Below are 26,979 nucleotides of genomic sequence, written 5' to 3' on the forward strand. Positions count from 1 at the left end.
TATCAATCTTTCAGAAGTGTGAATCAACACACTCATCTAACACTTTACTTTTCAAGGAGTATTTCCTATGAACCAGCTAGACGGCATCAAACAATTCACTACCGTCGTCGCCGACAGCGGCGACATCGAGTCCATCCGCCACTACCAGCCGCAGGATGCCACGACAAATCCCTCTTTACTGTTGAAAGCCGCCGGGCTTGAGCAGTATGGTCATTTGATTGAGGATGCGATTGCCTGGGGAAAAAAACACGGCGGTACGCAGGAACAGCAAGTTGCAGCAGCCAGCGATAAACTGGCGGTCAATTTTGGCGCGGAAATACTGAAAAGTATTCCCGGTCGCGTCTCCACTGAAGTCGACGCGCGGTTATCATTCGATAAAGAAAAAAGTATCGAGAAAGCGCGCCATCTGGTGGATCTCTACCAGCAGCAGGGTATTGATAAATCGCGCATTCTGATCAAGCTCGCCGCAACCTGGGAAGGTATCCGCGCCGCCGGGCAGCTCGAAAAAGAGGGCATTAATTGCAACCTGACGTTGTTGTTCTCTTTTGCCCAGGCGCGCGCCTGCGCCGAAGCGGGCGTCTATTTGATCTCTCCGTTCGTGGGCCGAATTTACGACTGGTATCAGGCGCGTAGTCCGCTGGAGCCGTATGTCGTGGAGGAAGATCCCGGCGTGAAATCGGTACGCAATATCTACGATTACTTTAAACAGCATCGCTATGAAACCATCGTGATGGGGGCAAGTTTCCGCCGTACTGAGCAAATCCTCGCGCTAACCGGCTGCGATCGACTGACTATCTCCCCTAACCTGCTTAAAGAGCTGAAAGAAAAAGAAGAACCGGTGATCCGTAAACTGGTGCCTTCCTCGCAGATGTTCCACCGTCCTACGCCAATGACGGAAGCGGAGTTCCGCTGGGAACATAATCAGGACGCGATGGCCGTAGAGAAGCTGTCGGAAGGTATCCGTCTTTTTGCCGTTGACCAGCGCAAACTGGAAGACCTGCTTGCCGCCAAACTATAAACCTTGCATGGAGTGATTTATGTCCCGTAAAGACCTTGCCAATGCGATTCGTGCGCTGAGCATGGATGCCGTTCAAAAAGCCAATTCCGGGCACCCCGGCGCGCCGATGGGGATGGCGGATATCGCTGAAGTGCTATGGAACGATTTTCTTAAACATAACCCCACCGATCCAACCTGGTATGACCGTGACCGTTTTATCCTTTCCAACGGTCACGCCTCCATGCTGCTCTATAGTCTGCTGCATTTAACCGGTTATGACCTGCCGCTGGAGGAGTTAAAAAACTTCCGTCAACTGCACTCTAAAACGCCCGGTCACCCGGAGATTGGCTATACGCCCGGCGTTGAAACCACCACCGGGCCGCTGGGCCAGGGGCTGGCGAATGCCGTCGGGCTGGCGATTGCCGAGCGTACGTTAGGCGCACAGTTCAACCGGCCGGACCATGAGATTGTCGACCACTACACCTATGTCTTTATGGGCGACGGCTGTCTGATGGAGGGGATCTCGCATGAGGTGTGTTCGCTGGCTGGTACGCTGGGGCTGGGCAAACTGATCGGCTTTTACGATCACAACGGCATCTCCATTGATGGCGAAACCGAAGGCTGGTTTACCGACGATACCGCCAAACGTTTTGAAGCCTACCACTGGCATGTCGTGCATGACATTGACGGGCACGATCCGGAGGCGGTGAAAAAAGCCATTCTGGAAGCCCAGAGCGTAAAAGACAAACCTTCGCTAATTATCTGTCGGACGGTGATAGGTTTTGGCTCGCCGAATAAAGCCGGGAAGGAGGAGTCGCACGGCGCGGCGCTGGGCGAAGAAGAGGTGGCGTTGACCCGCCAGAAGCTGGGATGGCATCATCCGGCGTTTGAGATCCCAAAAGAAATTTACCGCGCGTGGGATGGCCGTGAAAAAGGTGAGAAAGCGCAGCAGCAGTGGCAGGAAAAGTTTGCTGCTTATGAGAAGGCTTATCCTGAGCTGGCCGCAGAGTTTACCCGCCGGATGAGCGGCGGACTGCCGGAGACATGGGAATCCGCCACGCAAAAATTTATTAACGACTTGCAGGCTAATCCGGCCAAAATCGCCACCCGTAAAGCATCGCAAAATACGCTCAATGCCTACGGTCCCCTGTTGCCGGAACTGTTGGGCGGATCGGCGGATCTGGCGCCGAGCAACCTGACTATCTGGAAAGGTTCGACCTCGTTGAAAGAGGATCCGGCAGGTAATTACATCCACTATGGCGTGCGCGAATTCGGCATGACCGCCATTGCCAACGGCATCGCCCACCACGGCGGCTTTGTACCGTATACCGCCACGTTTCTGATGTTTGTCGAATATGCGCGTAACGCGGCGCGTATGGCGGCCTTAATGAAAGCCCGGCAGATTATGGTCTATACCCACGACTCCATCGGTTTGGGCGAAGATGGCCCGACGCACCAGGCCGTGGAACAACTGGCGGGCCTGCGCTTAACGCCTAACTTCAGCACCTGGCGTCCCTGCGATCAGGTTGAGGCGGCGGTCGGCTGGAAGCTGGCCATTGAACGTCAGCACGGGCCGACGGCGTTGATTCTCTCGCGGCAGAATCTGGCGCAGGTGGAACGCACGCCGGAACAGGTGAAAGCAATTGCTCGCGGCGGTTATATTCTGAAGGATAGCGGCGGCAAGCCGGATATCATTCTGATCGCTACCGGATCGGAAATGGAAATTACCCTCCAGGCGGCGGAAAAATTGACTGGCGAGGGGCATAACGTTCGCGTGGTGTCGTTGCCTTCAACGGATATTTTCGATGCGCAGGACGAGGCATATCGCGAATCAGTGCTACCGGCGCACGTGACCGCCCGCGTCGCGGTGGAAGCCGGTATAGCCGACTACTGGTATAAATATGTTGGCCTAAAAGGCGCAATTATCGGCATGACGGGATACGGTGAATCCGCCCCGGCTGACAAACTGTTCCCGTATTTTGGCTTTACCGTGGAAAATATTGTAGAAAAAGCCCGCCGGGTGCTGAACATCAAAGGCTAAGGCGAGCGTTAGCAACACAGACTTTGCGCAGTCTGCAGACCTGTTCTGTAGGCTGTGCAAAATTACTTCGTAGACTCAGGCGCATCTGACTGCCCGATGACGACCTCATCAATGGATTTATGGCACATCAGGCAAAAGGCCTTTTTTTTATGCGCCTGCAATGTTGAATCCCACGCCGCTGATCCGCCTTCTTTATTCACTTTTTCTCTTATCGCCGCCAGCCGATCTATTTCATAATAAGCGCTCAGGCAGCCACAATGGGGGCATAATACGGGGCCATTATTTATTTTCATACTATTTCCTGCTGTGGTGAGGCTATCGGGTAAAATAACAATCCTACCGTAACGTAGCAATCTCTATACCATAAATGAAACCTCAATAGGTGTATCCCTATTCTGAAAAGGGGGATAACAACCAGGATTCAACGCGTGATCCACAGCGTAGGCCAGGCATCCGGCCCGTGCCAGTTATCGCAGCTCGGTTCTTCGGCATAACGTACCAGACGAAAACGATCGCCATCATAACGCCAGCGCGTCTGGATACCACAGTCGGTTAACCCCCGCCCTTTCGCCAACGTCACCAGCTCGCGCGTTTTCTCGTCAAAGAAGGCGTTCATCAACTCCATGTCATTACTTTCGACGCCGCGATTAAACGGCAGCCGCAAACGTACGGCGCGCGAGGCGAGCGTTTTTTTGCGTGAAACTACCCAGGCGAGATCAATAGTGTTATAGGCGCCGGCTTCGCAGTTAACAATCAATAACGCTTTATCATCCGTCAACGCGCTGACCTGCGTCTCGCGACGCAGCGGGTCAAGCGAACAGCGAATGCCGTTTACCCGCCATGCTGCGTAGTCCAGCAGATCGTCGCGTTCTTCCTCACTCAGCGGTACGGGCGTTGGATTAATCACGGCGATCCCCTTTAATGCCGGTGCCGGGGGCACGCTGAGCGGCGGTTCGTTTCCTTTTTCAATCCAGGCGGTTTCGCTGCCCACACGTTTTTGTTGCGCGTCGATAAACAGTAATGCCGCTTTTAATCCCGCCAGCGAAAGCGTCTGAACGCCGTTTTTTAAGGTGATAGCTTGCGCATCCTGAATCGTCTGTAAAAATGCGGTGATGGTGGCAGGATCGCCGGTCATGAGATGCCAGGGCGACACGCGCCAGTGTGGACTGTTGAACGAAAGCGGTTTGCCATCCAGCAATAAGCGAGGCGCAATTGCGGCTTCTTTGGCGTCGGGCGGCGCCAAACCGCCGCGGTCGATACGCAGTACCGCATCGGTACGCGCCCCGGCGCTGCGGCTTAATGTCATCACCAGCCCATGATGTTCGCCAGTATTGCGCGCTACGCAAAAATTTTGGTTATTACAGGTGACCTGCCAGTCGGAAAAAGTCCGTTGCGCTGGCGCAGCCCACAGTAGCTGGACCGGCAACAGGCCAAACAGACAAAAAAGAATAACGCGGTAGCGCATGAACGGAACAACCCCAGATTCAGAACAACACAGCTAAGGCGGTATCTTCCTTGCGCGCCTCAGGGTTCTCAATCAGATTTATCGGATTGGTCTTTTTTGTGTAAAGAAATATATTTCTTTTTTTTCAGTCCATTAGATGAGACGTCTGTAAATAGTTAAGCAATAACACGGTCTTACCGTCCCGAATCTCACCTGAGCGCACCATTTCCAGCGCCCGGGAAAACGGCAGTTCAAGCACCTCAATCTCTTCGTCCTCCACGCCGCCGCCGATGCTGGCACGCTCGCTATCATGATATTCGGCAATGAAGAAATGAATCAGCTCCGTGACGCCGCCTGGCGACATATAAAGCTCAAATATCTTGCGTACCTCACCAACGTCATACCCTGTCTCTTCAATGGCCTCTTTACGGATACAGACCTCCGGCTCGTCGTTATCAAGCAGGCCAGCGCAGGTTTCAATTAACATACCGTCTTGATTACCGTTGACCCATGTCGCCACGCGAAACTGACGAACCAGAAGCACGGTTTTTTTAGTTGAGTTGTAAAGCAGAATGGTTGCGCCATTCCCGCGATCGTAAACTTCACGCTTGTGACGGATAACCTCACCATTACGACGGGTCAGGTCATAGGTAATGTTGCGCAGAGTAAAATAATTATCAGAAAGAATTTTATCCTTAATAAGCGTAATGGTTTGCGACATGCTGGCTCCAGGGTGTAAAAAGAGCATTAATATTACGCCGTGAGGTCGGTTTTGTCTGCTGAAGGGTTAATCCTTAACGCCGACTGAACAGATGTACAGCCATATTTTTCTGTCACTGCCATGACCATATTCTGCTTCTCCGGGCCGCAAAGTCCATGCTCGCGATATGATTTGACGGCCGGAGTGAGACTGAGGGAATCATCATGAAATTTACTCTCGTTGCGACGGTTCTACTGACGTTTTCCCTTTCAGCTTTTGCCGTTGAGTATCCGGTATTGACCACCGCGAGCCCTGATCAGGTGGGATTTGATAGCCAAAAACTTCACCGACTTGATGGCTGGATTCAAAATCAAATTGATGCCGGATATCCCAGTATTAATCTTCTGGTGATAAAAGATAATCATATTGTTCTACAAAAAGCCTGGGGCTATGCCAAAAAATATGACGGTTCCACGCTGTTAGCCCATCCCATTCGGGCGACCACTAACACGATGTATGACCTGGCTTCAAACACAAAAATGTATGCCACTAACTTTGCATTGCAAAAACTGGTGTATGAAGGGAAAATAGATGTCAATGATTTGGTATCAAAATACATCCCCGGCTTTAAGGATATGCCTGGGGATAAAATAAAAGGCAAAGATAAACTCCGCATTATTGATATTCTTCATCACGTCGCGGGCTTTCCTGCCGACCCACAATATCCCAATAAAAACGTCGCCGGTAAATTATTTTCACAGAGTAAAAGCACTACTCTGGAGATGATTAAAAAGACGCCGCTGGAATATCAACCTGGATCAAAGCATATCTACAGCGACGTGGATTATATGATTCTTGGTTTTATCGTTGAATCGATAACGGCAATGCCATTAGATCGCTACGTCGAAACCACCATTTATAAACCGCTCGGATTAAAACATACCGTCTTTAACCCGCTGATGAAAGGCTTCACGCCGCCGCAAATCGCCGCAACGGAACTACACGGCAATACGCGTGACGGCGTGATTCATTTCCCCAATATTCGCACCAATACACTATGGGGCCAGGTGCATGATGAAAAAGCCTGGTACTCAATGGGCGGCGTTTCAGGACACGCCGGACTGTTTTCTGACACCCATGATATGGCTGTGTTAATGCAAGTCATGCTCAATGGGGGCGGCTACGGTAACGTGAAGCTATTCGACGACAAAACGGTTGCGCAGTTTACTCGCCGCTCGCCAGAAGACGCTACCTTTGGTCTGGGGTGGCGCGTTAACGGCAACGCCTCAATGACCCCCACGTTCGGGGTATTAGCCAGTCCGCAAACGTATGGACATACCGGATGAACCGGAACGCTGACGTCTATCGATCCGGTTAATCATATGGCGATTGTGATTTTAGGTAACAGGCCGCACTCTCCGGTAGCAAATCCTAAAGTAAATCCGAATGTTTTTGTCAGTGGATTATTACCTGCGGCGACGTATGGCTGGATTGTTGACCAGATATATGGTTCCTTAAAATAAAAATTAAGAGCCTATCTCACCAGGCGTTATTGGCGCAGCCAGTTTGAACACAGACAGCGCGCAAAAACCGGAGCGTACACGTAGTACGTGAGGTTTGACTCGCTACGCTCGCCCTTCGGGCCGCCGCTAGCGGCGTTCAAAACGCTAACGCGTTTTGGCGAGCACTGCCCAGGACCAAAATGACAAGTAAAATAGTCGTAATGGGATAGGCTCTAAGAAGGGATTCTGATAGCGTCCCTTCCTTCAATTTACACTCTATTTTCAATACTAAGATTGGCCTCATCAGGCCTGTTAAACGTCGCCCCGACGGGAAAATGTTTATCGCAGGGCGTCCAGCCCTGCGAGCGTCAACATTTCTGCAAACGGAGTAAGGTTAGCCAATAAGTTTAAGATTTTTTATCACTCAATCATTTAACCGTTCCAGGCCTTAACCGGCCTACAAATACGCTTATTTAGCTAACCAGTCGAGTATCCCCTGCGCGGCATGTCGGCCTTCTGCCATCGCCGTCACCACCAGATCGGCGCCGCGCACCGCATCGCCGCCGGCGAAAATTTTCGGGTTGGACGTCTGGTAACGAAACTCGCTCTCGACGCTGGCGGCAATACGTCCCCAGTTATCCACCTTCACGCCATGCGATTCCAGCCACGACATACCATGCGGATGAAAACCAAACGCCATAATGACCGCATCCGCCGGCATCACGAACTCGCTGTCCGGTACAGGTACCGGACGGCGTCGCCCCTGACCATCCGGTTCGCCAAGCCGCGTACGCAAAAAGCGAATACCGCTGACGCGCCCGTGCGTATCCAGCACCAACTCAACCGGCTGAACGTTAAATTCAAAGTTCGCGCCCTCTTCCCGCGCGTTTTTCACCTCTTTTTTCGACCCCGGCATATTGGCCTCATCACGGCGATAAGCGCAGGTGACGTTGGCAGCGCCATGACGCAGCGCCGTACGTACGCAGTCCATTGCGGTGTCACCGCCGCCCAGCACAACCACGTTAAGGCCCGCAGTATCAATAAACGGCTCGTCAGGCAACGCCGGAAGCCCCATCACCTGTTTGGTATTGGCGATAAGGAATGGCAACGCATCATATACCCCCGGCGCGTCTTCATTCGGTAAATCAGCCTTCATGGAACGATAGGTTCCTACCCCGACAAAGACGGCGTCATAACTCTCCAGCAGCGTCTCCAGAGAAATATCTTTCCCTACTTCGCAGTTAAGCTCGAAACAAATCCCCATCGCGCTGAAGATCTCCCGACGGCGCGCCAGCAGAGATTTATCCAGTTTGAAAGCCGGAATACCAAAGGTGAGCAAACCGCCGATTTCCGGGTGGCGATCGTAGACGGTGGCGCTTACGCCATGGCGCGCCAACACGTCAGCGCAGGCAAGACCTGCCGGCCCCGCGCCGATAATCGCCACGCGCTTATCGCTCTTCTGTACGTCCGACAGGTCGGGACGCCAGCCTTTGCTCAGAGCGCGATCGGAGATATAGCGCTCAATGTTGCCGATGGTAACCGCGCCATACTCATCGCGGAGTGTACACGCGCCTTCACATAGCCGGTCCTGCGGACAGACGCGCCCGGTAATTTCCGGCAGGCAGTTGGTCTGGTGGGAAAGCTCTACCGCCGCATCAATATCGCCGGCTTTCACCAGTTCGATCCACTGGGGAATATGGTTATGCAGCGGACAAGTCCATTCGCAGATACTGTGTTCCCCGCATGTGAGGCAGCGGGACGCTTCACGCTCCGCCTGCGCGGCGCGAAACGGCAGATAAATTTCCTCAAAGGTGGTTTTACGCGCTTCAATCGCCAGTTTATCCGGTTCGCCGCGCGGCGGCGTCGCCTGCATACGCTCGACTTTGCTGCTTGCTGTCCCACTGTGTTGTGTATCCACGGTATGCCAGGGGCGAATCTCCTGCCGGGCGGTACGCAGCCGTCGCGTTTTAGCCAGACGGGTCAACGAGTCTTCGGTGACCAATTGCAGCGCATCCGCCGGGCAATTTTCCACACAGGCCGGACCCTGTTCACGTCCCTGACACAGATCGCATTTATGCGCGCTGGCTTTGAACTGGTTTGGCGCGACGGGCGTCAATACCATCTGCATGGTGCCGAATGGGCAGGCGACGACGCAGGATTTACAGCCGATGCACTTCTGCGCATTGACCTGCACGCTGTCGTTAATATGCGCGATCGCGCCGTTCGGACAGCTACGGGCGCAGGGCGCATCTTCGCAATGGTGACATGTGACCGCGCTGCGCTGGTGCTGATGTTTGATGACAGTAATTCGGGGCTGATAGCGCTGTGACGTCAGGACATGTCGCTCATCATTGTGAGCCATTACGCAGGCGACCTCGCAGGCATGGCAGCCCAGACACTGCTGGCTATTGGCCATAATAAAACGATTCATGGCATCCTTCTGTTTTGGTTGTAAAAACCTTATTCTTTATATGAGCATTGTTATTAACTGACGAAGGCGGGGTCGGCAATGTTCATCTGCCCAGGAAGCACAACTATCTGTCCAGAACCTGTGGCAGATCAATTTATTTCAAAGCAAATGCAATTGCGATTCAGCTAAATGCGGGGAGTGCCAGCGTGACGGTTAAACGCCCGGTCTCAGCCAGTCTGGCTAAGGCTTTTTTCTATATTGTGCTGTTGTCTATTCTGTCCACCGGCAGCGCATTACTGACGCTGACCAGCAGTTTACGGGATGCCGAAGCGATCAATATCGCCGGTTCGCTACGAATGCAGAGCTATCGGCTGGGTTACGATCTGCAAAGCCGTAGCCCGCAGATTAATGCGCATCGTCAACTTTTCCAGCACGCGCTCAACTCGCCGGTACTGCAAAATCTCAACGCCTGGTATGTGCCGCAGGCGGTGAAAACTCGCTACGCGCGCCTGCACGCCAACTGGCTGGAGATGAATAGCCGCCTACAGGACGGCGACATTGCCTGGTATCAGACCAATATCAACAATTACGTCGATCAAATTGATCTCTTCGTTCTGGCGTTACAGCATTACGCCGAGCGTAAAGTCATGCTGGTCGTCGCCATATCGCTGGCGGGCGGTATCGGCATATTTACGCTGGTCTTTTTTACCCTACGGCGTATTCGCCAGCAGGTCGTTCGTCCGCTGAATCAACTGGTCACCGCCAGTCAGCGTATTGAACATGGTCAGTTCGCCCCGCTGCCGCTGGATACCAGCTTACCCAATGAGCTGGGATTATTGGCGAAAACGTTTAGTCAGATGTCGAGCGAGCTGCATAAACTTTACCGTTCGCTGGAAGCCTCGGTGGAAGAAAAAACGCACGATCTGCACGAAGCGCATCGCCGCCTGGAGGTGTTATACCAGTGCTCTCAGGCGCTGAATACCAGCCAAATCGATGTCCACTGTTTTCGCCATATTTTGCAAATTGTCCGTGAACATGACGCCGCCTGGTATCTGGAGTTAACCGTGGGCGATAACTGGCGGATTAGCGAAGGCACGCAAAGCCCCGACCTGCCGATGCAAATGCTGCCAGTGACGATGCAGGACACGGTTTATGGCGAACTCCACTGGCAAAGCCCCAACGTTAATGCCTCTACGCCGCTGCTAAACAGCGTCTCCACGATGCTGGGGCGTGGTTTGTACTTTAATCAGGCACAAAAACACTTCCAGCAACTTTTGTTAATGGAAGAGCGCGCGACGATTGCCCGTGAGCTACACGATTCGCTGGCGCAGGTACTTTCTTATTTACGTATTCAGTTAACGCTTTTGAAGCGCGCCATTCCTCAGGATAACGCCGGCGCGCAAAGCATCATGGCGGATTTTTCCAGAGCGCTGAACGACGCCTACCGTCAGCTTCGCGAGCTACTCACCACGTTCCGTCTGACGTTACAGCAGGCCGATTTACCCTCCGCATTGCATGAGATGCTGGAAGATTTACAGAGTCAGACCCCGGCCAAACTCACGTTGGATTGCCGTTTACCCACGCTGGCGCTGGATGCGCAAATGCAGGTGCATTTGTTGCAAATTGTGCGTGAAGCGGTCCTGAACGCCATTAAACACGCCAACGCGAGCGAAATCGCCGTGAGCTGCGTCACCGCGCCTGACGGCGATCATACCGTTTATATTCGCGATAATGGCATTGGTATCGGCGAACCGCATGAGCCTGCCGGACACTATGGTCTGAATATAATGCGTGAGCGCGCGGAGCGCCTTGGCGGCACGCTGAATTTTTCGCAACCCTCCGGCGGCGGCACACTGGTCAGTATCAGTTTTCGCTCCTCCAACAAGGAAGAGAGTCAGTTAACGTAAAGAACGGCAAATCGCCGGAAGGCCAGATATCAGGCTTTCCGGCGTTGGCACAAAAAGTATGCTGTAAAAGCGCATGATAATTTACATTATCTCCTTTATTTCTCCACGTTTGGCTCGTAGCTTGCCGCTACAGTGAAGCAGTTCAAATCTATAACGATATGTAGAAACACGAGGTTCCCCTTTAATGGCGAATTTTTTTATCGATCGCCCCATTTTTGCCTGGGTGCTGGCTATCCTGTTGTGTCTGACAGGGGCGTTAGCCATTTTTTCTTTACCTGTTGAACAATATCCCGATCTGGCACCGCCCAACGTACGTATTACCGCGAATTATCCGGGAGCGTCGGCGCAAACGCTGGAAAATACCGTAACCCAGGTTATTGAGCAGAATATGACGGGCCTCGATAATCTGATGTACATGTCATCACAAAGCAGCGGAACCGGGCAGGCGACCATCACCCTGAGCTTTATTGCGGGAACCGATCCTGATGAGGCGGTTCAGCAGGTGCAAAACCAGTTACAGTCCGCGATGCGTAAACTGCCGCAGGCAGTACAGGATCAAGGCGTCACGGTACGCAAAACGGGTGATACCAATATTTTGACCATCGCTTTCGTCTCTACCGACGGCTCTATGGACAAGCAGGATATCGCCGACTACGTCGCCAGTAATATTCAGGACCCGCTCAGCCGCGTCAACGGCGTGGGCGATATTGACGCTTATGGTTCACAGTACTCTATGCGTATCTGGCTCGATCCGGCCAAATTGAATAGTTTTCAGATGACCACGAAAGACGTGACCGATGCAATTGAGTCGCAGAATGCGCAAATCGCCGTCGGGCAGCTTGGCGGTACGCCTTCGGTCGACAAGCAGGCGCTGAACGCCACCATTAATGCGCAGTCACTGCTGCAAACGCCGCAACAATTTCGCGATATCACCCTGCGCGTTAATCAGGACGGTTCCGAGGTCAAACTGGGCGATGTCGCCACCGTGGAGCTGGGGGCGGAAAAGTATGACTACCTCAGCCGTTTTAACGGCAATCCGGCTTCCGGTCTTGGGGTTAAGCTGGCTTCCGGCGCGAATGAAATGGCGACCGCGAAGCTGGTGCTGGATCGCCTCAACGAGCTGGCGCAGTACTTCCCTCACGGCCTGGAATACAAGATCGCGTATGAAACCACCTCCTTTGTTAAAGCCTCGATTATCGATGTGGTCAAAACGTTGCTGGAGGCTATCGCGCTGGTTTTCCTGGTGATGTACCTGTTCCTGCAAAACTTTCGCGCCACGCTGATTCCGACGATCGCCGTGCCGGTGGTATTAATGGGCACCTTCTCCGTGCTTTACGCGTTTGGCTACAGTATTAACACATTAACCATGTTCGCGATGGTGCTGGCGATCGGGCTCCTGGTCGACGATGCCATCGTGGTGGTGGAAAACGTCGAACGTATCATGAGCGAAGAAGGGCTCACGCCGCGTGAAGCGACGCGCAAATCCATGGGGCAGATCCAGGGGGCGCTGGTCGGTATTGCGATGGTGCTGTCTGCGGTATTCGTGCCGATGGCGTTCTTTGGCGGTACCACCGGGGCGATTTATCGTCAGTTTTCTATCACCATTGTCTCGGCAATGGTGCTGTCGGTGCTGGTCGCCATGATCCTGACGCCGGCGCTGTGCGCAACGTTATTAAAACCGTTGCACAAAGGCGAACAACACGGGCAACGCGGATTTTTCGGCTGGTTTAACCGTACTTTCAATCGTAATGCCGAACGTTATGAGAAAGGCGTAGCGAAAATTTTGCATCGCAGCCTGCGCTGGATTCTGATTTATGTTCTGTTGCTTGGCGGCATGGTGTTCCTGTTTCTGCGCCTCCCCACCTCCTTTCTGCCGCAAGAAGATCGGGGCATGTTCACTACGTCTATCCAGCTACCGAGCGGCTCTACGCAACAGCAGACCCTGAAAGTCGTTGAAAAGGTTGAAAACTATTACTTCACCCATGAGAAAGACAACATTATGTCGGTCTTCTCGACGGTAGGTTCCGGCCCTGGCGGGAATGGGCAAAACGTCGCGCGCATGTTTGTTCGCTTGAAAGACTGGGACGCGCGCGATCCCACCACCGGCTCCTCGTTCGCCATTATTGAGCGGGCGACAAAAGCGTTTAACCAGATTAAAGAAGCTCGCGTCTTCGCCAGCAGCCCGCCGGCAATTAGCGGTCTGGGCAGCTCCGCCGGTTTTGATATGGAATTACAGGATCACGCCGGAGCAGGCCATGACGCGCTGATGGCCGCACGAGATCAACTCATTGAGCTGGCCGGGAAAAACAGTTCCTTGACCCGCGTGCGCCACAACGGCCTGGACGACAGCCCGCAACTGCAAATTGATATTGACCAACGAAAAGCGCAGGCGCTGGGCGTATCGATTGACGATATCAACGACACCCTGCAAACAGCCTGGGGATCGAGCTACGTCAACGACTTTATGGACCGGGGCCGCGTGAAGAAGGTCTATGTTCAGGCCGCGGCGAAATATCGTATGTTGCCGGATGATATTAATCTTTGGTATGTCCGTAACAAAGACGGCGGCATGGTCCCCTTCTCCGCCTTCGCCACCTCGCGCTGGGAAACCGGATCGCCGCGTCTGGAACGCTATAACGGCTATTCGGCGGTAGAAATTGTCGGAGAGGCCGCGCCGGGGGTCAGTACCGGGACGGCGATGGATGTCATGGAGTCGTTGGTACATCAGCTACCGGGCGGTTTTGGCCTGGAATGGACAGCCATGTCTTACCAGGAACGGCTCTCCGGCGCGCAGGCGCCTGCGCTGTACGCTATTTCGCTATTAGTCGTCTTCCTGTGTCTGGCGGCATTGTATGAAAGCTGGTCGGTGCCCTTCTCGGTGATGCTGGTTGTGCCGCTCGGGGTCATCGGCGCGTTACTCGCCACCTGGATGCGCGGGCTGGAAAACGATGTTTACTTCCAGGTGGGGCTGTTGACCGTTATCGGCCTCTCGGCGAAAAACGCGATTCTGATTGTGGAATTCGCCAACGAAATGAATCAGAAGGGACACGCGCTGTTAGACGCCACGCTGTACGCCAGCCGCCAGCGCCTGCGACCGATACTGATGACTTCGCTGGCGTTTATCTTTGGCGTATTGCCGATGGCCACCAGCACCGGGGCAGGCTCGGGTAGCCAACATGCTGTCGGAACCGGCGTGATGGGGGGAATGATCTCAGCAACCATTCTGGCTATCTTCTTTGTACCCCTGTTTTTCGTGCTGATACGTCGCCGCTTCCCGCTGAAGCCGCGCCCGGAATAAGCTCCTGGCCAGCCTGATACGAGGTGTCGGGCACAAAAAAGGCGACTTTCGTTGAGTCGCCTTTTCTTATCACCTATGGGAGCGCGGTGCCTTCCAGTCATTTATTTACGAAGCATGACTTCGATAAAATCTTTCCAGTTCCCCAGTTCACGTTCAATCATAATAGCCTCTCTTATTATTATGGGTATTCTACGTAGTTAGCGGTATAGAGAGAAGTTCATTTAACCGATTGTTGCGATATCCTCTGGTTACGCTGTCTATGATATTACTATGGCGCTGTAGCCGTAAATTTTATGTGACTTACTGCAATATTTAGCAACATTAATACCTTTTCTACTACTTTATCAAATCGGGTTAAAAAACAATCAATTGCATGTGCGCAAAATAGGATTTGTCCCGCGAATTATAAACAAGCCACATTTGGAACGTTTTGGAATCATTATTCACATTCACTCAACAATGTTATATTGATTGCCGATCAGCGCTGGATAAATAACCATTAACAGCCACACTTATTATCCCGCAGACGATACTATTGATTATTTATTCGAATTTCGCGTTAAAGGATTCAATATGATTACCCTCTATGGCATTAAGAATTGCGACACGATCAAAAAAGCGCGCCGTTGGCTGGAGGAGCATGGCATTGATTATCGTTTTCACGATTACCGTGTGGATGGCATAGACCTCCCTCTTCTTAATACCTTTATTGCCGAACTCGGCTGGCAGCCTTTACTGAATACGCGCGGCACAACATGGCGCAAACTGGATGAAGGCGACCGCAGCGGGATTACCGATGCCGACTCCGCCGCTGCTCTCATGGTTGAACAGCCGGCAATCATCAAACGCCCATTGCTCTGCGCGCCCGGGAAGCCTATGCTGCTTGGTTTCAGTGAATCCCGTTATCAGCAGTTTTTTGATGAGGTGTAGTCTATGTCGTGCCCGGTTATTGAGCTGACACAGCAACTTATTCGTCGCCCCTCCCTGAGTCCGGATGACGCAGGCTGTCAGGCATTAATGATTGAACGCCTGCGTAAAATCGGTTTTACCATTGAGCATATGGATTTTGGCGACACGCAAAATTTTTGGGCATGGCGTGGGCGTGGCGAAACGCTGGCGTTCGCCGGGCATACTGACGTCGTACCGGCTGGCGATGTCGATCGCTGGATCAATCCGCCGTTTGAACCTACGATTCGTGACGGAATGTTGTTCGGTCGCGGCGCGGCGGATATGAAAGGTTCACTGGCGGCCATGGTGGTGGCCGCTGAACGTTTTGTTGCGCAGCATCCTCATCACCGGGGCCGTCTCGCATTTTTGATTACCTCTGATGAGGAAGCCAGCGCAAAAAATGGCACCGTAAAGGTGGTTGAAGCGCTGATGGCCCGTAACGAGCGGCTGGATTACTGTCTGGTCGGCGAACCTTCCAGTACTGAAATTGTGGGCGATGTCGTCAAAAACGGGCGTCGCGGTTCCCTCACCTGTAACCTCACTATTCATGGCGTTCAGGGGCACGTCGCCTATCCGCATCTGGCGGATAACCCTGTTCATCGCGCCGCGCCTTTTCTTAATGAACTGGTCGCTATCGAGTGGGATCGGGGCAATGACTTTTTCCCGGCCACCAGTATGCAGGTAGCCAATATCCAGGCAGGCACCGGCAGCAATAATGTCATTCCGGGCGAACTGTTCGTGCAGTTTAACTTCCGTTTCAGCACGGAACTGACCGATGAGATGATCAAAGAGCGGGTACATGCGCTGCTTGAGAAGCATCAGCTGCGTTATACCGTAGACTGGTGGCTTTCCGGCCAGCCGTTCCTGACCGCACGCGGCAAGCTGGTGGACGCGGTGGTAAACGCCATTGAGCACTATAATGAAATTAAACCGCAATTACTGACGACGGGCGGTACGTCCGACGGACGTTTTATCGCCCGTATGGGAGCGCAGGTGGTAGAACTGGGGCCGGTGAACGCCACCATTCATAAAATTAATGAATGTGTGAATGCCGCCGATCTCCAGCTACTGGCTCGTATGTATCAACGTATTATGGAACAGCTCGTCGCCTGATGAGCGTTCCTGTAAGAGGAAATAAGCATGGACTGGCTGGCAAAATATTGGTGGATTCTGGTATTGGTGTTTCTGGTAGGCGTACTGCTGAATGTGATCAAAGATCTCAAACGCATCGACCATAAGAAATTCCTTGCCAATAAACCTGAGCTGCCCCCGCATCGCGATTTTAACGATAAGTGGGACGATGAAGAAGACTGGCCGAAGAAAGATCAGCCGAAAAAGTAACCGGATAACATGCCGGACAGCTATCGCTATCCGGCATGCTCCCCACCGCCGGGCATTACGTCGCGCAAACGCTGCGTTCGTCCGGCATCCAGCGCAATCAGCGCCTGCGCCGCCTGCGCACGCTGCAACGCCAGCAGAGCTTTACGGCCTGAAATGCGTAGCCGGGCGCACAGTTCGGCATCGCTGGCTTTTTCCTCCAGCCGCCCTCTCAGCGCCGGTAATGGCAATGCGCTGTATTGCAGTAAACGATGCAGGCAACCTAACGATGTCAGTAGCGGGCGGTGCGCGAACGCAAAACCGACCAGCTCACGCCAGTCTTCACCATTAAGCGCCTGTTCGCGTAACGCCGCCAGCGGTATCGCCTCGCCGTTCCACTGCGTCAGGATATCCGCATCGCGGCGCAAACGTCGGTGTTCCTGCTGCGCCAGCCGTTTTCCCGCGTCGCTCAGCGGCAATAACGCCATCGCCGTATAGCAACCGCTGCTCGCCTCCCGATGGTTGCCCATCCGTACCAGTACAAAGCCGCAGCGTTGCCAGAAACGCCACAGCTCCGGCGTATAGCCGAAGCTGACGGAAAGATAATCACACTGCGCCGCCTGCATGCACGCGCAGGCAATCAACTGCTGACCGATGCCTTCACGCTGGCGAGCGGGGTGCACTGCGATACGGCTTACGCGACGCCCGACCAGCGTCGCGGCTAAAGGGTCGCTACCGTGCGCCGCCAGCGACTGCGCCACCAGATTTCCACGCGGACGCCGGAAACCGGCCCATACAGCCTGACTGAGTTCTGCGGATAACCCGCCCTCTTCGACCAGCCAGAGGGCGCCCGCCACACGGTTATTCGCCGTGGCCTGCAAGAAATGCTGTCCTGGCGCATCCATCATTCGGCGCAGATCCAGCGGCGAAGTACGATAGTGCGCCCCCGACAGTAACTGATACACAGCCCTCGGCAACGCGGGCGTATTCACCCAGGCCTGTTGGTAAAACGCCGAGATTGCTATCGCGCCATGTGGCGCCTGCGCAAACGCTTCATCGTCGAATATCAGCGCCTCGCTGACGATATTTTCCAGCGGGCATTCTGGCGCCCAGCGGACAGGCTGACGAAGCGTGAAGCGGTGAAGCTGCGGAAAACGGGCGCAAAACTTAAGTAAAAAACCGCGTCCGGTGCCTTCGTAGCCCTGAACGGTGGTGGTGAGTAGTATGCGGGGAAAGCGCGAAACCAGTTGCAGCAGTAGCGGCGCGGGGATTGCCGCCGCCTCGTCAACCACCAGCCAGTCGGCTCTTGCCCCGCTCGCCAGCAACGCATCCGGCGCCATAAAGCAGAACCGCTCACCGGCAAACGCGGCCAGGATATCCGTTGCCGTTTTCGCCGGTGCGGTCACGATAGCCGTGCCCGCCATCCGGGAGATGAATTGCCCGGCCAGCGCCGATTTGCCGCGCCCACGGGGGGCAATCACCGTCGCCACGCCGGGCGGCATTTCACGTAAACGCGATAAGATAGCCGCCTGCTCCGGCTGCGGCTCGCCGGTGGCGGGTCGCCAGCGTTCACGGGAAGGATAAGATGGCCAGCAAAACGGCTGGCGCTGTCGCCAAAGCAGCGTTTGCGGATCGCGGGAAAGAGTCCGTTTAAGATGCTGTGCAAACTGCGGTGTGGGGATAGGCTGCGCGCAGTCGCTCCAGCGCAGTGAATCGATATCAGGCCTGCTTTCCCACGTCTCATACGGCGGCATCAGCAGAAGCAGCCAGCTTCCGGCCTGCAAGGTCCCGCTCAGGGCGGCAAACGCTGCGGCGTCAAAGCCCTGCCAGGCATCAAATATCGCATGACGGAATTCACGGCCCAGCAGCGTTTGTAACGCCTGTGGCGTACAGCGCGGCTGGGCGGGCGCGTCAGGCGCGACCCACAGCCAGTCACCGGGCAGCGCAGCGCGTATCGCCTCGGCCCGCTCCCGGCACCACGCCGCATCGCCGCTGATGACCAGTAAACGGCGAATGCCTTCCTGTGTCATTTGCGACGTTAACGCCTGTAGCGCATCGATATCAGACATCCCTGCCCCGGTTTATCAAAAGTTTTTGCCAAACGTATTACATTGCGCCGGGTCACCGCTGTCAAAGCCACGCTTAAACCAGCTGTAGCGCTGTTCTGAGGTGCCGTGGGTAAAACTATCCGGCACGACGCGCCCCTGCCCCTGTTGCTGTAAGCGATCGTCGCCGATAGCCTGTGCGGCATTGAGCGCCTCTTCCAGATCGCCCGCCTCCAGTACGCCTTGCTGCTGCATACTGTGTCCCCACACGCCGGCAAAGCAATCCGCCTGTAGCTCCATGCGCACCGAAAGGCGATTCACCTCCGTTTGCGACGCGTTTTGCTGCAACTGGCGTACTTTCGGCTCAATACCTAACAGTTTTTGTACGTGGTGGCCGACTTCGTGGGCGATGACATAACCCTGGGCAAAATCACCGTCCGCGCCCAGCTTATTTTTCATATCATCGTAAAATGAGAGATCGATATAGACGGTACCGTCCGCCGGGCAGTAAAACGGCCCCATCACGGACTGACCCGCGCCACAGCCGGTGCGCGTCATACCACGGTACATCACCAGTTTTGGCTGCTGATAGCCGCGCCCCATTTTTTGAAAGAGTTGCCCCCAGGTATCTTCGGTCGTCGCCAGAATCACCGAGGTAAATTTTGCCGCTTCATCATCATTGGGGCTTATCGAACGCGTCGACTGCTGCTGCGAAACCGGCTGGCCGGTCAACAGACCGGTTAAATCCACCCCATAGTACCCTGCGACCAACACCACCACCAACAGAATGATGCCGCCTTTTCCGCGCGGAAGACGAAAGCCAGGGCCACCCAGCGAGGGGCCGCCTGGCCGATTACGTCTGTCCTCTACATTGTTACTTTCACGACGCCCTTGCCAGCGCATAATCACCTCATTCTCTCTTTGTTATACAGATGATCGTAGGCGGTCAGGCGCAGGATTACCACAGGTAAACGCTATCAGAATGAGGAAAGGATGATACCGGAGAGCGGTTGCCCCCCGGTCAGAAGCGGAATTAATCTAATTTCACGCCCAGGCGATGCGCGACGGCTTCATAGGCTTCAATCAGACCGCCCAGGCTCTGGCGGAAGCGGTCTTTGTCCATTTTGTCCAGCGTCTCTTTATCCCACAGGCGGCTACCGTCCGGTGAAAACTCATCGCCCAGCACCACTTCGCCTTTATACAGGCCAAACTCCAGTTTGAAATCCACCAGGATAAGACCCGCGTCATCAAACAGTTTTTTCAGTACGTCGTTGGCTTTGTAGGTTAACTCTTTCATACGCGCCAGATTTTCCTGACTTACCCAACCGAACGTTTCACAGTAGGAACTATTCACCATCGGGTCGTGCAGCGCGTCGTTTTTCAGGAACAGATCGAATATCGGCGGGTTAAGCTCCATGCCTTCTTCCACGCCCAGACGCTTGACCAGCGACCCAGCCGCACGGTTGCGCACCACACATTCAACCGGCACCATCTCCAGCTTCTTCACCAGACACTCGGTATCAGACAGCAAACGTTCCATCTGGGTCGGGATGCCCGCCTCGGCCAGTTTGGTCATAATGAAATGGTTGAATTTGTTATTTACCATGCCTTTGCGATCAAACTGTTCAATGCGCGCGCCATCCCCTGCTGACGTATCATTGCGGAATTCGAGCACCAACAGGTCCGGGTTTTCCGTGCTGTATACGGTTTTCGCTTTACCACGATACAACTCAGCTTGCTTTTGCATCTTTAACACTCCTGGGTGTGAATTAACGATAAGTATTCATTTCCTGCTACGCCTGCCGGAGACGCCGGCCTGTAATTGTGGTGCGAAATAGCGGTTAAATCGCGTTTTTGTACCGACGCACACGTTTGCGTATCTTATCAGAAAAAAGGGCCGGATTGCTCCAGCCCTGTTAAATTACTTGTTGAACGCTGCCTGGAAGACGGCAACCAGCGCGTCGTTCTGGCTTTGCGTCAGAGTATGCCCCTTAGGATCGATAAACTGCAAGCTGCTGCGGTTATCTAAATCGCCGACCTGCAATTTATAATCTCCGGATGCCAGGCCCGGGTCGCTAGCGCCCAGGTCCCGCCAGTCGCTGTCAGACAACGGTTTGTACGTTACCGCCATGCTGCCCTGAGAGCGAGTGCTGTCGGTGACTTTCATGCCCACTTTTTCCAGCGCGGCCGGGAGGCGTTGCCACACGAGGTTGAACGGACCGCGAACGACCAGCATAGGTAAACCGGTATCATCAGCGGCGCTCTGCACATCCATCGTTGCGGCGGAACGGTTCTGCGCGGCATTTGCCGCATCCGTAGCGGTCTTATCCAGACCGGCGGAAATGACGTTCATCATTTCCGTGCTATAGCGCTGCAGCGACGCCGCGTCAGCGACCGGCTTGCCAGCCTGTTCCAGATTAACCAGTTTTACCGTTACCGCCTGCTGATAGCCCTGCGGCTTCACCGAGATTTGATAACGTCCACGATACTGTTCGTCTTCATCCAGGCGGTTCCAGTTCACCCAATCGGTCGTCAGGGTCTGGCTGGCATCGTCACGTTTTTCAATCGGATAATTTTTCGCCTGAATCACGCTGACGACTTGCGGCCACAGCGTGCTGCTACGACCATTTTCCACCAATAGCGTAGCGGTATCGCCAGAGAACTGGGTACGCGCGCCGCTCACTAACGCTAACGGCTGCGCTGGCGGACGGATATCCAACGCCTTACCAACCGCGCCGCTCCCCTTCGTGACCGGAATAACGTAGTCGCCGGTCGTTATCGGCAGGATCATTCCTGCCGGGGCGTGAAGTTCAGCAAGCGGCGCGGCATCCAGATAGGATTCATCGCCGCTTACCTGGCGCTTGTAGCGCGAATCGGAACTACAGGCAGCGAGCAGCAAAACAAGCGAAACACCCGCAACCTTCGCCAGGCGCGACTTTTGTACTGAGTAAGCCATCAAATCTCCCTAAACTTTACAGCAGGCCAGCATGCTGAAGCGCTGCTTTGACGATGTCACGACCATGGTCTGTGATAGGCGTCATTGGCAGGCGCAGCGTGTCGGTCGCCACAAGACCCAATGCCTTACATGCCCATTTCACCGGGATAGGATTGGGTTCGACAAATAGTTTGTTGTGTAACGGCATCAGACGCTGGTTGATAGCGCGCGCCTCGGCAAATTGCCCTTCCGCCGCCAGTTTGCACATGTCAGCCATCTCGCGCGCCGCTACGTTAGCCGTAACGGAAATCACGCCATGACCACCCAGCTGCATAAAGTCCAGCGCAGACGCGTCATCGCCGCTAAGCAGAATAAAATCGTCTGAAACCAGCTCTTTGATCTGGTGAACGCGGGTTAAGTTCCCTGTCGCCTCTTTGATAGCGATAATATTTTTTATTTCCGCCAGACGACCCACGGTTTCCGGCAACATGTCGCAACCGGTACGGGACGGCACATTATACAGAATTTGCGGCAAGTCAGTGTGTTCCGCGATGGCTTTGAAATGCTGGAACAAACCTTCCTGCGTGGGGCGATTGTAGTACGGCGTTACCGTCAGGCAGCCAACAATGCCGCTATCGTTAAAACGCTGCGTCAGGCTAATCGCTTCCGCGGTCGCGTTTGCGCCCGTGCCGGCGATAACCGGAATACGTCCGTCAGCCAGTTCCAGCGTCATCATCACGACATCGCCATGTTCATCATGGCTTAGCGTGGCAGACTCGCCGGTGGTGCCAACCGAAACAATCGCCGAGGTACCGTTGGCGACATGATAATCAATGAGTTTTTTCAGGCAAGACCTACTGACGTTACCTTTCTCATCCATCGGCGTAACAAGCGCGACAATACTTCCCGTGAACATGGGCCATCCTCTGTGCAAACAAGTCCCTCAATGGTACGTTTGGTATGGCAATAAAAGCAAGCGACCAAAGCCGTTCTGATTGTTGTATGCAGGTTTTTTTTATGGTTTCCTTAAGATTACCTCACCGCTCAAAGGAATAACTGGTTTGACACCGTCATCACAACACTATTTGGTTATCACTGCGCTGGGCGCCGACAGGCCCGGTATTGTGAATACCATTACTCGCCATGTCAGCAGTTGCGGCTGTAATATCGAAGACAGCCGACTGGCGATGCTGGGCGATGAATTCACGTTTATTATGCTGTTGTCCGGCACGTGGAACGCGATTACCTTGATTGAATCGACATTGCCGTTAAAAGGCGCGGAGCTGGATCTGCTGATTGTGATGAAACGGACGTCCGACCGCCCCCGCCCGGCAATGCCCGCGACGGTATGGGTTCAGGTTGAGGTCGCCGACTCCCCGCATTTAATTGAGCGATTCACCGCGCTGTTTAATAGTCATGAAATGAACATTGCGGAGCTGGTCTCCCGCACGCAGCCGGCTGAAGGTGATAAAGCTGCGCAATTATTTATTCAAATCACCGCACATAGCCCGGCGTCGCAAAATTCCGCAAATATTGAGCAAGCCTTTAAAGCACTATGTACAGAACTCAATGCGCAAGGCAGTATAAACGTCGTCAATTACTCACAACATGATGAACAGGATGGAGTTAAGTAATGAATCCACTGAAAGCCGGTGATATCGCACCGAAATTTAGCTTGCCGGATCAAGACGGGGAACAAGTAAATTTGACCGACTTCCAGGGACAGCGCGTTCTGGTTTATTTCTACCCAAAAGCCATGACACCCGGCTGTACCGTGCAGGCCTGCGGCTTACGCGATAACATGGACGAGCTCAAAAAAGCAGGCGTGGACGTGCTGGGCATCAGCACCGATAAACCTGAAAAACTCTCCCGTTTCGCTGAAAAAGAGCTGCTGAACTTTACCCTTTTGTCCGATGAAAACCATCAGGTGTGTGAACAGTTCGGCGTCTGGGGCGAAAAGTCGTTTATGGGCAAAACGTATGACGGCATTCACCGCATCAGCTTTTTGATTGACGCTGATGGTAAGATTGAACACGTCTTTAATGATTTTAAAACCAGCAATCACCATGATGTGGTGCTGAACTGGCTGAAAGAAAACGCGTAAAAGCCTCAGGCCGCGCTGATGTGCGGCCTGGAAAGGGAATGCGCCGTCAGGCTTGCCGCGCCAGACGCCCTTCTCCGGTAATCACCAGATCGGCATCTTTAACCGCCTGCTCAAGCTGTAGCGTTTCCACGACAATCTCTACGCCGGCGCGTAATTCCGCATTGAGCAATCCTAAAAGCGCGGCGCCCATTCCACCTGCCGCGCCCGCGCCGGGAGCGTTAATCACCTCACGTCCCGTAGCCTGATAAATATGCCGGCCCCAGTTTTCCAGCGCCTCGTCCAGGGTGTTCACCATTTCCGCTGTCGCCCCTTTTTGTGGGCCAAAGATGGCCGATGCGCCCTGGGGACCACACAGCGGATTGTTGACATCGCACGCCTTTAAGCTGATTGGCGGTAGCGGAATCAATTTCTACAATACAGTTTTCCTTCAGCAGCGAGAATTTTGTAGGTTCCGACAATAAAAATGCCGCAACACGGTGCGGCATTAAAAAAAAGAGCGGCTTTCTAAGCGCTTGTCCCTCATCAGGCGTGCGCAAAATGGCGGCAGGGCACTATGATGTCGTTCACGCTTTACAACTTTTGTACAGACCGCTCAGGATGAGGTATCCGTCACCTGACCATCCGGCCAGGCATGGACAACGGCTTTAATCAGCGTCGCCAATGGAATGGCGAAAAACACTCCCCAGAACCCCCACAGACCGCCGAAAATCACCACTGACAGAATAATCACCAGCGGATGCAAATTCACCGCTTCGGAGAAAAGTACCGGTACCAGCAGATTGCCATCCAGCGCCTGAATAATCAGATAAACGGCAAAACAGCTCCAGAATTCCGTCCCCAGGCCAAACTGAAACAGCGCGACGCCCACCACCGGAATTGTCACCACAAAGGCGCCGATATAGGGGATCAGAACCGAAAAGCCCACCAGTACCGCCAACAGTAGCGAATAGTTGAGGCCAAACAGCAAAAAGCCCAGCCAGGTCGCTACGCCCACCACCACCATCTCCAGCACTTTTCCGCGGATATAGTTGGTGATCTGCTGATTCATCTCATTCCACACCTGCCCCGCCAGCCCGCGATTACGCGGCAGCACGCGGCGCACGGCATTCAGCATCTGCTCTTTATCTTTTACCAGGAAAAAGACCATCAGCGGCACCAGCACCAGATATACAGCCAGCGTCAGTAGCCCGACTAACGAAGCCAGCGAATACTTCACCACCGAATCGCCCATGTTAAGCATCCGGGTACGCATGTTTTCCGCCATCGCATCAATAATGCCCGCATCCATCAGCGCCGGATAGCGTCGCGGCAAGGTCGCGGCAAAATCGGACAGTTTATTCAGCATACCGGGCATATCACGAATCAGGTAAATACCCTGCTGCCAGGCAATCGGCATCACCACAAACGCCATTAATAACAAAATGCCGACAAAGAGGATAAGGACAATGGAGGCTGCCCAGCGCCGGGAACAGCCAATCGCCTGCAGGCGCGCCGTCGGCCACTCCAGCAGGTAGGCCAGTACGATAGCGACCAGCAGCGGCGCTAACAGGCCGCTAAAGAAAAAGAGGATGCTAAAACCAGCCACCAGAATGACCAGCAAGGCAATCGCCTCCGGGTCGCTGAAGCGACGGCGATACCATTGCATTAACATTTCGAGCATAAAACCCTTCCCAGAACTCAACTGCGGGATTGTGATGCCGAATTGTATCGAAATGTCACAAAAAAGACTTCGCTTTTTATCGTTGATTCAGGAAACTAAAATAGTGAGTCTGTGCTCATCACAGTTACACTTATGAAGTGTCGGAGCGTGGAACGATATTTCACGACGTTGGTCAAAGGGCTATCTCAAAACAACAGGATAGAGGTTATGTTCAGGCAGTTGAAAAAAAACCTGGTGGCAACCCTCATTGCAGCATTGGCTCTCGGTCAGGTCGCGCCCGCATTTGCCGACCCTGCCGACACGCTGCCCGATATGGGAACCTCGGCAGGAAGCACGCTTTCTATCGGACAAGAGATGCAAATGGGCGACTTTTATGTGCGCCAGCTACGCGGCAGCGCGCCGTTAATCAACGATCCGCTGCTGGTGCAATACATTAACGCGCTGGGTATGCGTCTGGTCTCGCACGCCGACTCCGTCAAAACGCCCTTCCATTTTTTCTTGATCAATAATGACGAAATCAACGCGTTCGCGTTCTTTGGCGGCAATGTGGTGCTGCACTCGGCACTTTTTCGCTACGCGGATAACGAAAGCCAGCTAGCTTCAGTCATGGCGCATGAAATCTCCCACGTGACGCAGCGCCATCTGGCGCGCGCGATGGAAGATCAAAAGCGCAGCGCGCCGCTTACCTGGGTGGGCGCGCTGGGTTCCATTTTGCTGGCCATGGCCAGCCCACAGGCCGGTATGGCGGCGCTAACCGGTACTCTGGCGGGAACGCGCCAGGGAATGATAAGTTTCACCCAGCAAAATGAGCAAGAAGCCGACCGTATTGGTATTCAGGTACTGCAACGCGCCGGATTTGACCCACAGGCGATGCCCTCTTTCCTCGAAAAACTGCTCGACCAGGCGCGTTACTCCACGCGTCCGCCTGAAATTTTGCTCACTCACCCCTTACCGGAAAGCCGCCTTGCGGATGCCCGCAACCGTGCCAACCAGATGCGCCCGGTCGTGGTGCAATCTTCCGCCGACTTTTATCTCGCCAAAGCGCGCGCCCTGGGAATGTACAATTCCGGACGTAACCAGCTTACCAGCGACCTGCTGGATCAGTGGTCTAAAGGCAACGTGCGTCAGCAACATGCGGCGCAATATGGCCGGGCGTTGCAGGCGATGGAAGCGAGCAAATACGATGAAGCGCGCAAAACGTTGCAGCCGCTGTTAAGCGCGGAACCGAACAATGCCTGGTATCTTGACCTCGCCACCGATATTGACCTGGGGCAGAAAAGAGCCAACGACGCGATTAATCGCCTGAAAAATGCCCGCGATCTGCGCGTTAATCCTGTGCTGCAGTTAAACCTCGCCAATGCGTACCTCCAGGGAGGCCAGCCCAAAGCGGCGGAAACCATTCTGAATCGCTACACCTTTAGCCATAAAGATGACGGTAACGGCTGGGATCTGCTTGCTCAGGCCGAAGCCGCGCTGAACAACCGCGATCAGGAGCTGGCGGCGCGCGCTGAAAGTTATGCGCTGGCGGGACGACTGGATCAGGCAATTTCACTGCTCAGTAGCGCCAGCGCCCAGGCAAAACTGGGTAGCCAGCAACAGGCGCGTTACGATGCGCGTATCGACCAGTTGCGCCAGTTACAGGAACGCTTCAAGCCATACACGAAAATGTAA

21 protein-coding genes and 2 pseudogenes are annotated in these 26,979 nt (G+C 54.1%); 11 read left to right on the top strand and 12 right to left on the bottom strand.

Going from position 1 to position 26,979, the window contains the following annotated elements:
• Window positions 1-67: 67 nt before the first annotated feature.
• Window positions 68-1,018 (top strand): transaldolase, encoded by a 951-nt coding sequence (tal, locus tag J4645_RS17605; protein WP_001072443.1) that lies wholly within the window; start codon window positions 68-70, stop codon window positions 1,016-1,018.
• Window positions 1,019-1,037: 19 nt separating this feature from the next.
• Window positions 1,038-3,038 carry a transketolase gene (gene tkt, locus J4645_RS17610; protein ID WP_000087328.1) on the top strand — a complete coding sequence of 667 codons (2,001 nt, stop codon included), beginning with the start codon at window positions 1,038-1,040 and terminating at the stop codon, window positions 3,036-3,038.
• Window positions 3,039-3,100: 62 nt separating this feature from the next.
• Here tkt and J4645_RS17615 read toward each other — a convergent pair whose 3' ends face one another.
• From J4645_RS17615 to nudK, 3 genes are all read right to left on the bottom strand, one after another.
• A complete protein-coding gene (locus tag J4645_RS17615) occupies window positions 3,101-3,331 on the bottom strand; it encodes a hypothetical protein (protein WP_000700635.1) in 231 nt (76 codons plus the stop codon).
• A 128-nt stretch (window positions 3,332-3,459) separates the two neighbouring features.
• Window positions 3,460-4,503: a DUF1176 domain-containing protein gene (locus tag J4645_RS17620; RefSeq protein ID WP_001270668.1), complete on the bottom strand. Its 1,044-nt coding sequence runs from the start codon at window positions 4,501-4,503 to the stop codon at window positions 3,460-3,462.
• A gap of 124 nt (window positions 4,504-4,627) precedes the next feature.
• Window positions 4,628-5,203 carry a GDP-mannose pyrophosphatase NudK gene (gene nudK / locus J4645_RS17625; RefSeq protein WP_000084033.1) on the bottom strand — a complete coding sequence of 192 codons (576 nt, stop codon included), beginning with the start codon at window positions 5,201-5,203 and terminating at the stop codon, window positions 4,628-4,630.
• Window positions 5,204-5,406: 203 nt separating this feature from the next.
• Between nudK and pbp4b the strand changes: the two are divergent.
• Window positions 5,407-6,705, top strand: a pseudogene (pbp4b, locus tag J4645_RS17630) (penicillin binding protein PBP4B).
• 448 nt (window positions 6,706-7,153) lie between these two features.
• On the opposite strand, the gene aegA reads toward pbp4b, so the two are convergent.
• Window positions 7,154-9,115, bottom strand: a complete 1,962-nt coding sequence (aegA, locus tag J4645_RS17635) for a formate-dependent uric acid utilization protein AegA (protein ID WP_023215022.1) — start codon at window positions 9,113-9,115, stop codon at window positions 7,154-7,156.
• A gap of 185 nt (window positions 9,116-9,300) precedes the next feature.
• Here aegA and narQ point away from each other — a divergent pair, with 185 nt between their 5' ends.
• Window positions 9,301-11,001: a nitrate/nitrite two-component system sensor histidine kinase NarQ gene (gene narQ / locus J4645_RS17640; protein WP_000216815.1), complete on the top strand. Its 1,701-nt coding sequence runs from the start codon at window positions 9,301-9,303 to the stop codon at window positions 10,999-11,001.
• Window positions 11,002-11,185: 184 nt separating this feature from the next.
• Window positions 11,186-14,299 carry a multidrug efflux RND transporter permease AcrD gene (gene acrD, locus J4645_RS17645; RefSeq protein WP_001263076.1) on the top strand — a complete coding sequence of 1,038 codons (3,114 nt, stop codon included), beginning with the start codon at window positions 11,186-11,188 and terminating at the stop codon, window positions 14,297-14,299.
• A gap of 101 nt (window positions 14,300-14,400) precedes the next feature.
• On the opposite strand, the gene ypfM is transcribed toward acrD, so the two are convergent.
• Window positions 14,401-14,460, bottom strand: a complete 60-nt coding sequence (gene ypfM / locus J4645_RS17650; protein ID WP_001386977.1) for a protein YpfM — start codon at window positions 14,458-14,460, stop codon at window positions 14,401-14,403.
• A 412-nt stretch (window positions 14,461-14,872) separates the two neighbouring features.
• Between ypfM and J4645_RS17655 the strand changes: the two genes are divergently transcribed.
• Genes J4645_RS17655 through J4645_RS17665 form a run of 3 tightly spaced genes read left to right on the top strand, consistent with a single transcriptional unit; the run spans window position 14,873 to window position 16,588 of the window.
• The gene (locus J4645_RS17655; protein WP_000631923.1) at window positions 14,873-15,229 is read left to right on the top strand and encodes an ArsC family reductase; all 357 of its coding nucleotides are present in this window, start codon (window positions 14,873-14,875) and stop codon (window positions 15,227-15,229) included.
• Between the two features lie 3 nt (window positions 15,230-15,232).
• Entirely contained in the window at window positions 15,233-16,360 is a 1,128-nt protein-coding gene (dapE, locus tag J4645_RS17660) for a succinyl-diaminopimelate desuccinylase (RefSeq protein ID WP_001277825.1), read from the top strand.
• Between the two features lie 27 nt (window positions 16,361-16,387).
• Window positions 16,388-16,588, top strand: a complete 201-nt coding sequence (locus J4645_RS17665) for a YpfN family protein (protein WP_000383842.1) — start codon at window positions 16,388-16,390, stop codon at window positions 16,586-16,588.
• 26 nt (window positions 16,589-16,614) lie between these two features.
• On the opposite strand, the gene tmcA is transcribed toward J4645_RS17665, so the two are convergent.
• From tmcA to dapA, 5 genes are all read right to left on the bottom strand, one after another.
• Window positions 16,615-18,633, bottom strand: coding sequence for a tRNA cytosine(34) acetyltransferase TmcA (gene tmcA / locus J4645_RS17670; RefSeq protein ID WP_023215023.1), 2,019 nt, complete (start codon window positions 18,631-18,633; stop codon window positions 16,615-16,617).
• A gap of 15 nt (window positions 18,634-18,648) precedes the next feature.
• On the bottom strand, window positions 18,649-19,512 hold the full coding sequence (locus J4645_RS17675; RefSeq protein ID WP_001267523.1) for a neutral zinc metallopeptidase: 864 nt from the start codon (window positions 19,510-19,512) through the stop codon (window positions 18,649-18,651).
• Window positions 19,513-19,642: 130 nt separating this feature from the next.
• A complete protein-coding gene (gene purC, locus J4645_RS17680; RefSeq protein WP_001171630.1) occupies window positions 19,643-20,356 on the bottom strand; it encodes a phosphoribosylaminoimidazolesuccinocarboxamide synthase in 714 nt (237 codons plus the stop codon).
• A 174-nt stretch (window positions 20,357-20,530) separates the two neighbouring features.
• Window positions 20,531-21,565, bottom strand: coding sequence for an outer membrane protein assembly factor BamC (gene bamC, locus J4645_RS17685; protein ID WP_000331877.1), 1,035 nt, complete (start codon window positions 21,563-21,565; stop codon window positions 20,531-20,533).
• 16 nt (window positions 21,566-21,581) lie between these two features.
• A complete protein-coding gene (gene dapA, locus J4645_RS17690) occupies window positions 21,582-22,460 on the bottom strand; it encodes a 4-hydroxy-tetrahydrodipicolinate synthase (protein ID WP_000494020.1) in 879 nt (292 codons plus the stop codon).
• A 145-nt stretch (window positions 22,461-22,605) separates the two neighbouring features.
• Between dapA and J4645_RS17695 the strand changes: the two genes are divergently transcribed.
• Together J4645_RS17695 and bcp are read left to right on the top strand one after the other, a co-directional pair.
• Complete coding sequence (locus J4645_RS17695) at window positions 22,606-23,178, top strand: glycine cleavage system transcriptional repressor (RefSeq protein WP_000189061.1); 573 nt, start codon at window positions 22,606-22,608, stop codon at window positions 23,176-23,178.
• A complete protein-coding gene (bcp, locus tag J4645_RS17700; RefSeq protein WP_001068686.1) occupies window positions 23,178-23,648 on the top strand; it encodes a thioredoxin-dependent thiol peroxidase in 471 nt (156 codons plus the stop codon). Before J4645_RS17695 ends, bcp begins: the two co-directional genes overlap by 1 nt.
• 61 nt (window positions 23,649-23,709) lie before the next feature.
• Here bcp and J4645_RS17705 read toward each other — a convergent pair.
• A pseudogene (locus J4645_RS17705) lies at window positions 23,710-24,024 on the bottom strand (glycerate kinase); the annotation flags it as partial.
• Between the two features lie 216 nt (window positions 24,025-24,240).
• Window positions 24,241-25,308, bottom strand: a complete 1,068-nt coding sequence (locus tag J4645_RS17710; protein ID WP_000892057.1) for an AI-2E family transporter — start codon at window positions 25,306-25,308, stop codon at window positions 24,241-24,243.
• Window positions 25,309-25,515: 207 nt separating this feature from the next.
• Here J4645_RS17710 and bepA point away from each other — a divergent pair, with 207 nt between their 5' ends.
• Complete coding sequence (gene bepA / locus J4645_RS17715; RefSeq protein WP_000489631.1) at window positions 25,516-26,979, top strand: beta-barrel assembly-enhancing protease; 1,464 nt, start codon at window positions 25,516-25,518, stop codon at window positions 26,977-26,979.

Origin of the sequence: Salmonella sp. 32082101201600294FB01SM01 (genome assembly GCF_017572865.1) — a bacterium.
In the GTDB taxonomy this organism is placed as follows: Bacteria; Pseudomonadota; Gammaproteobacteria; order Enterobacterales; family Enterobacteriaceae; genus Salmonella; species Salmonella enterica.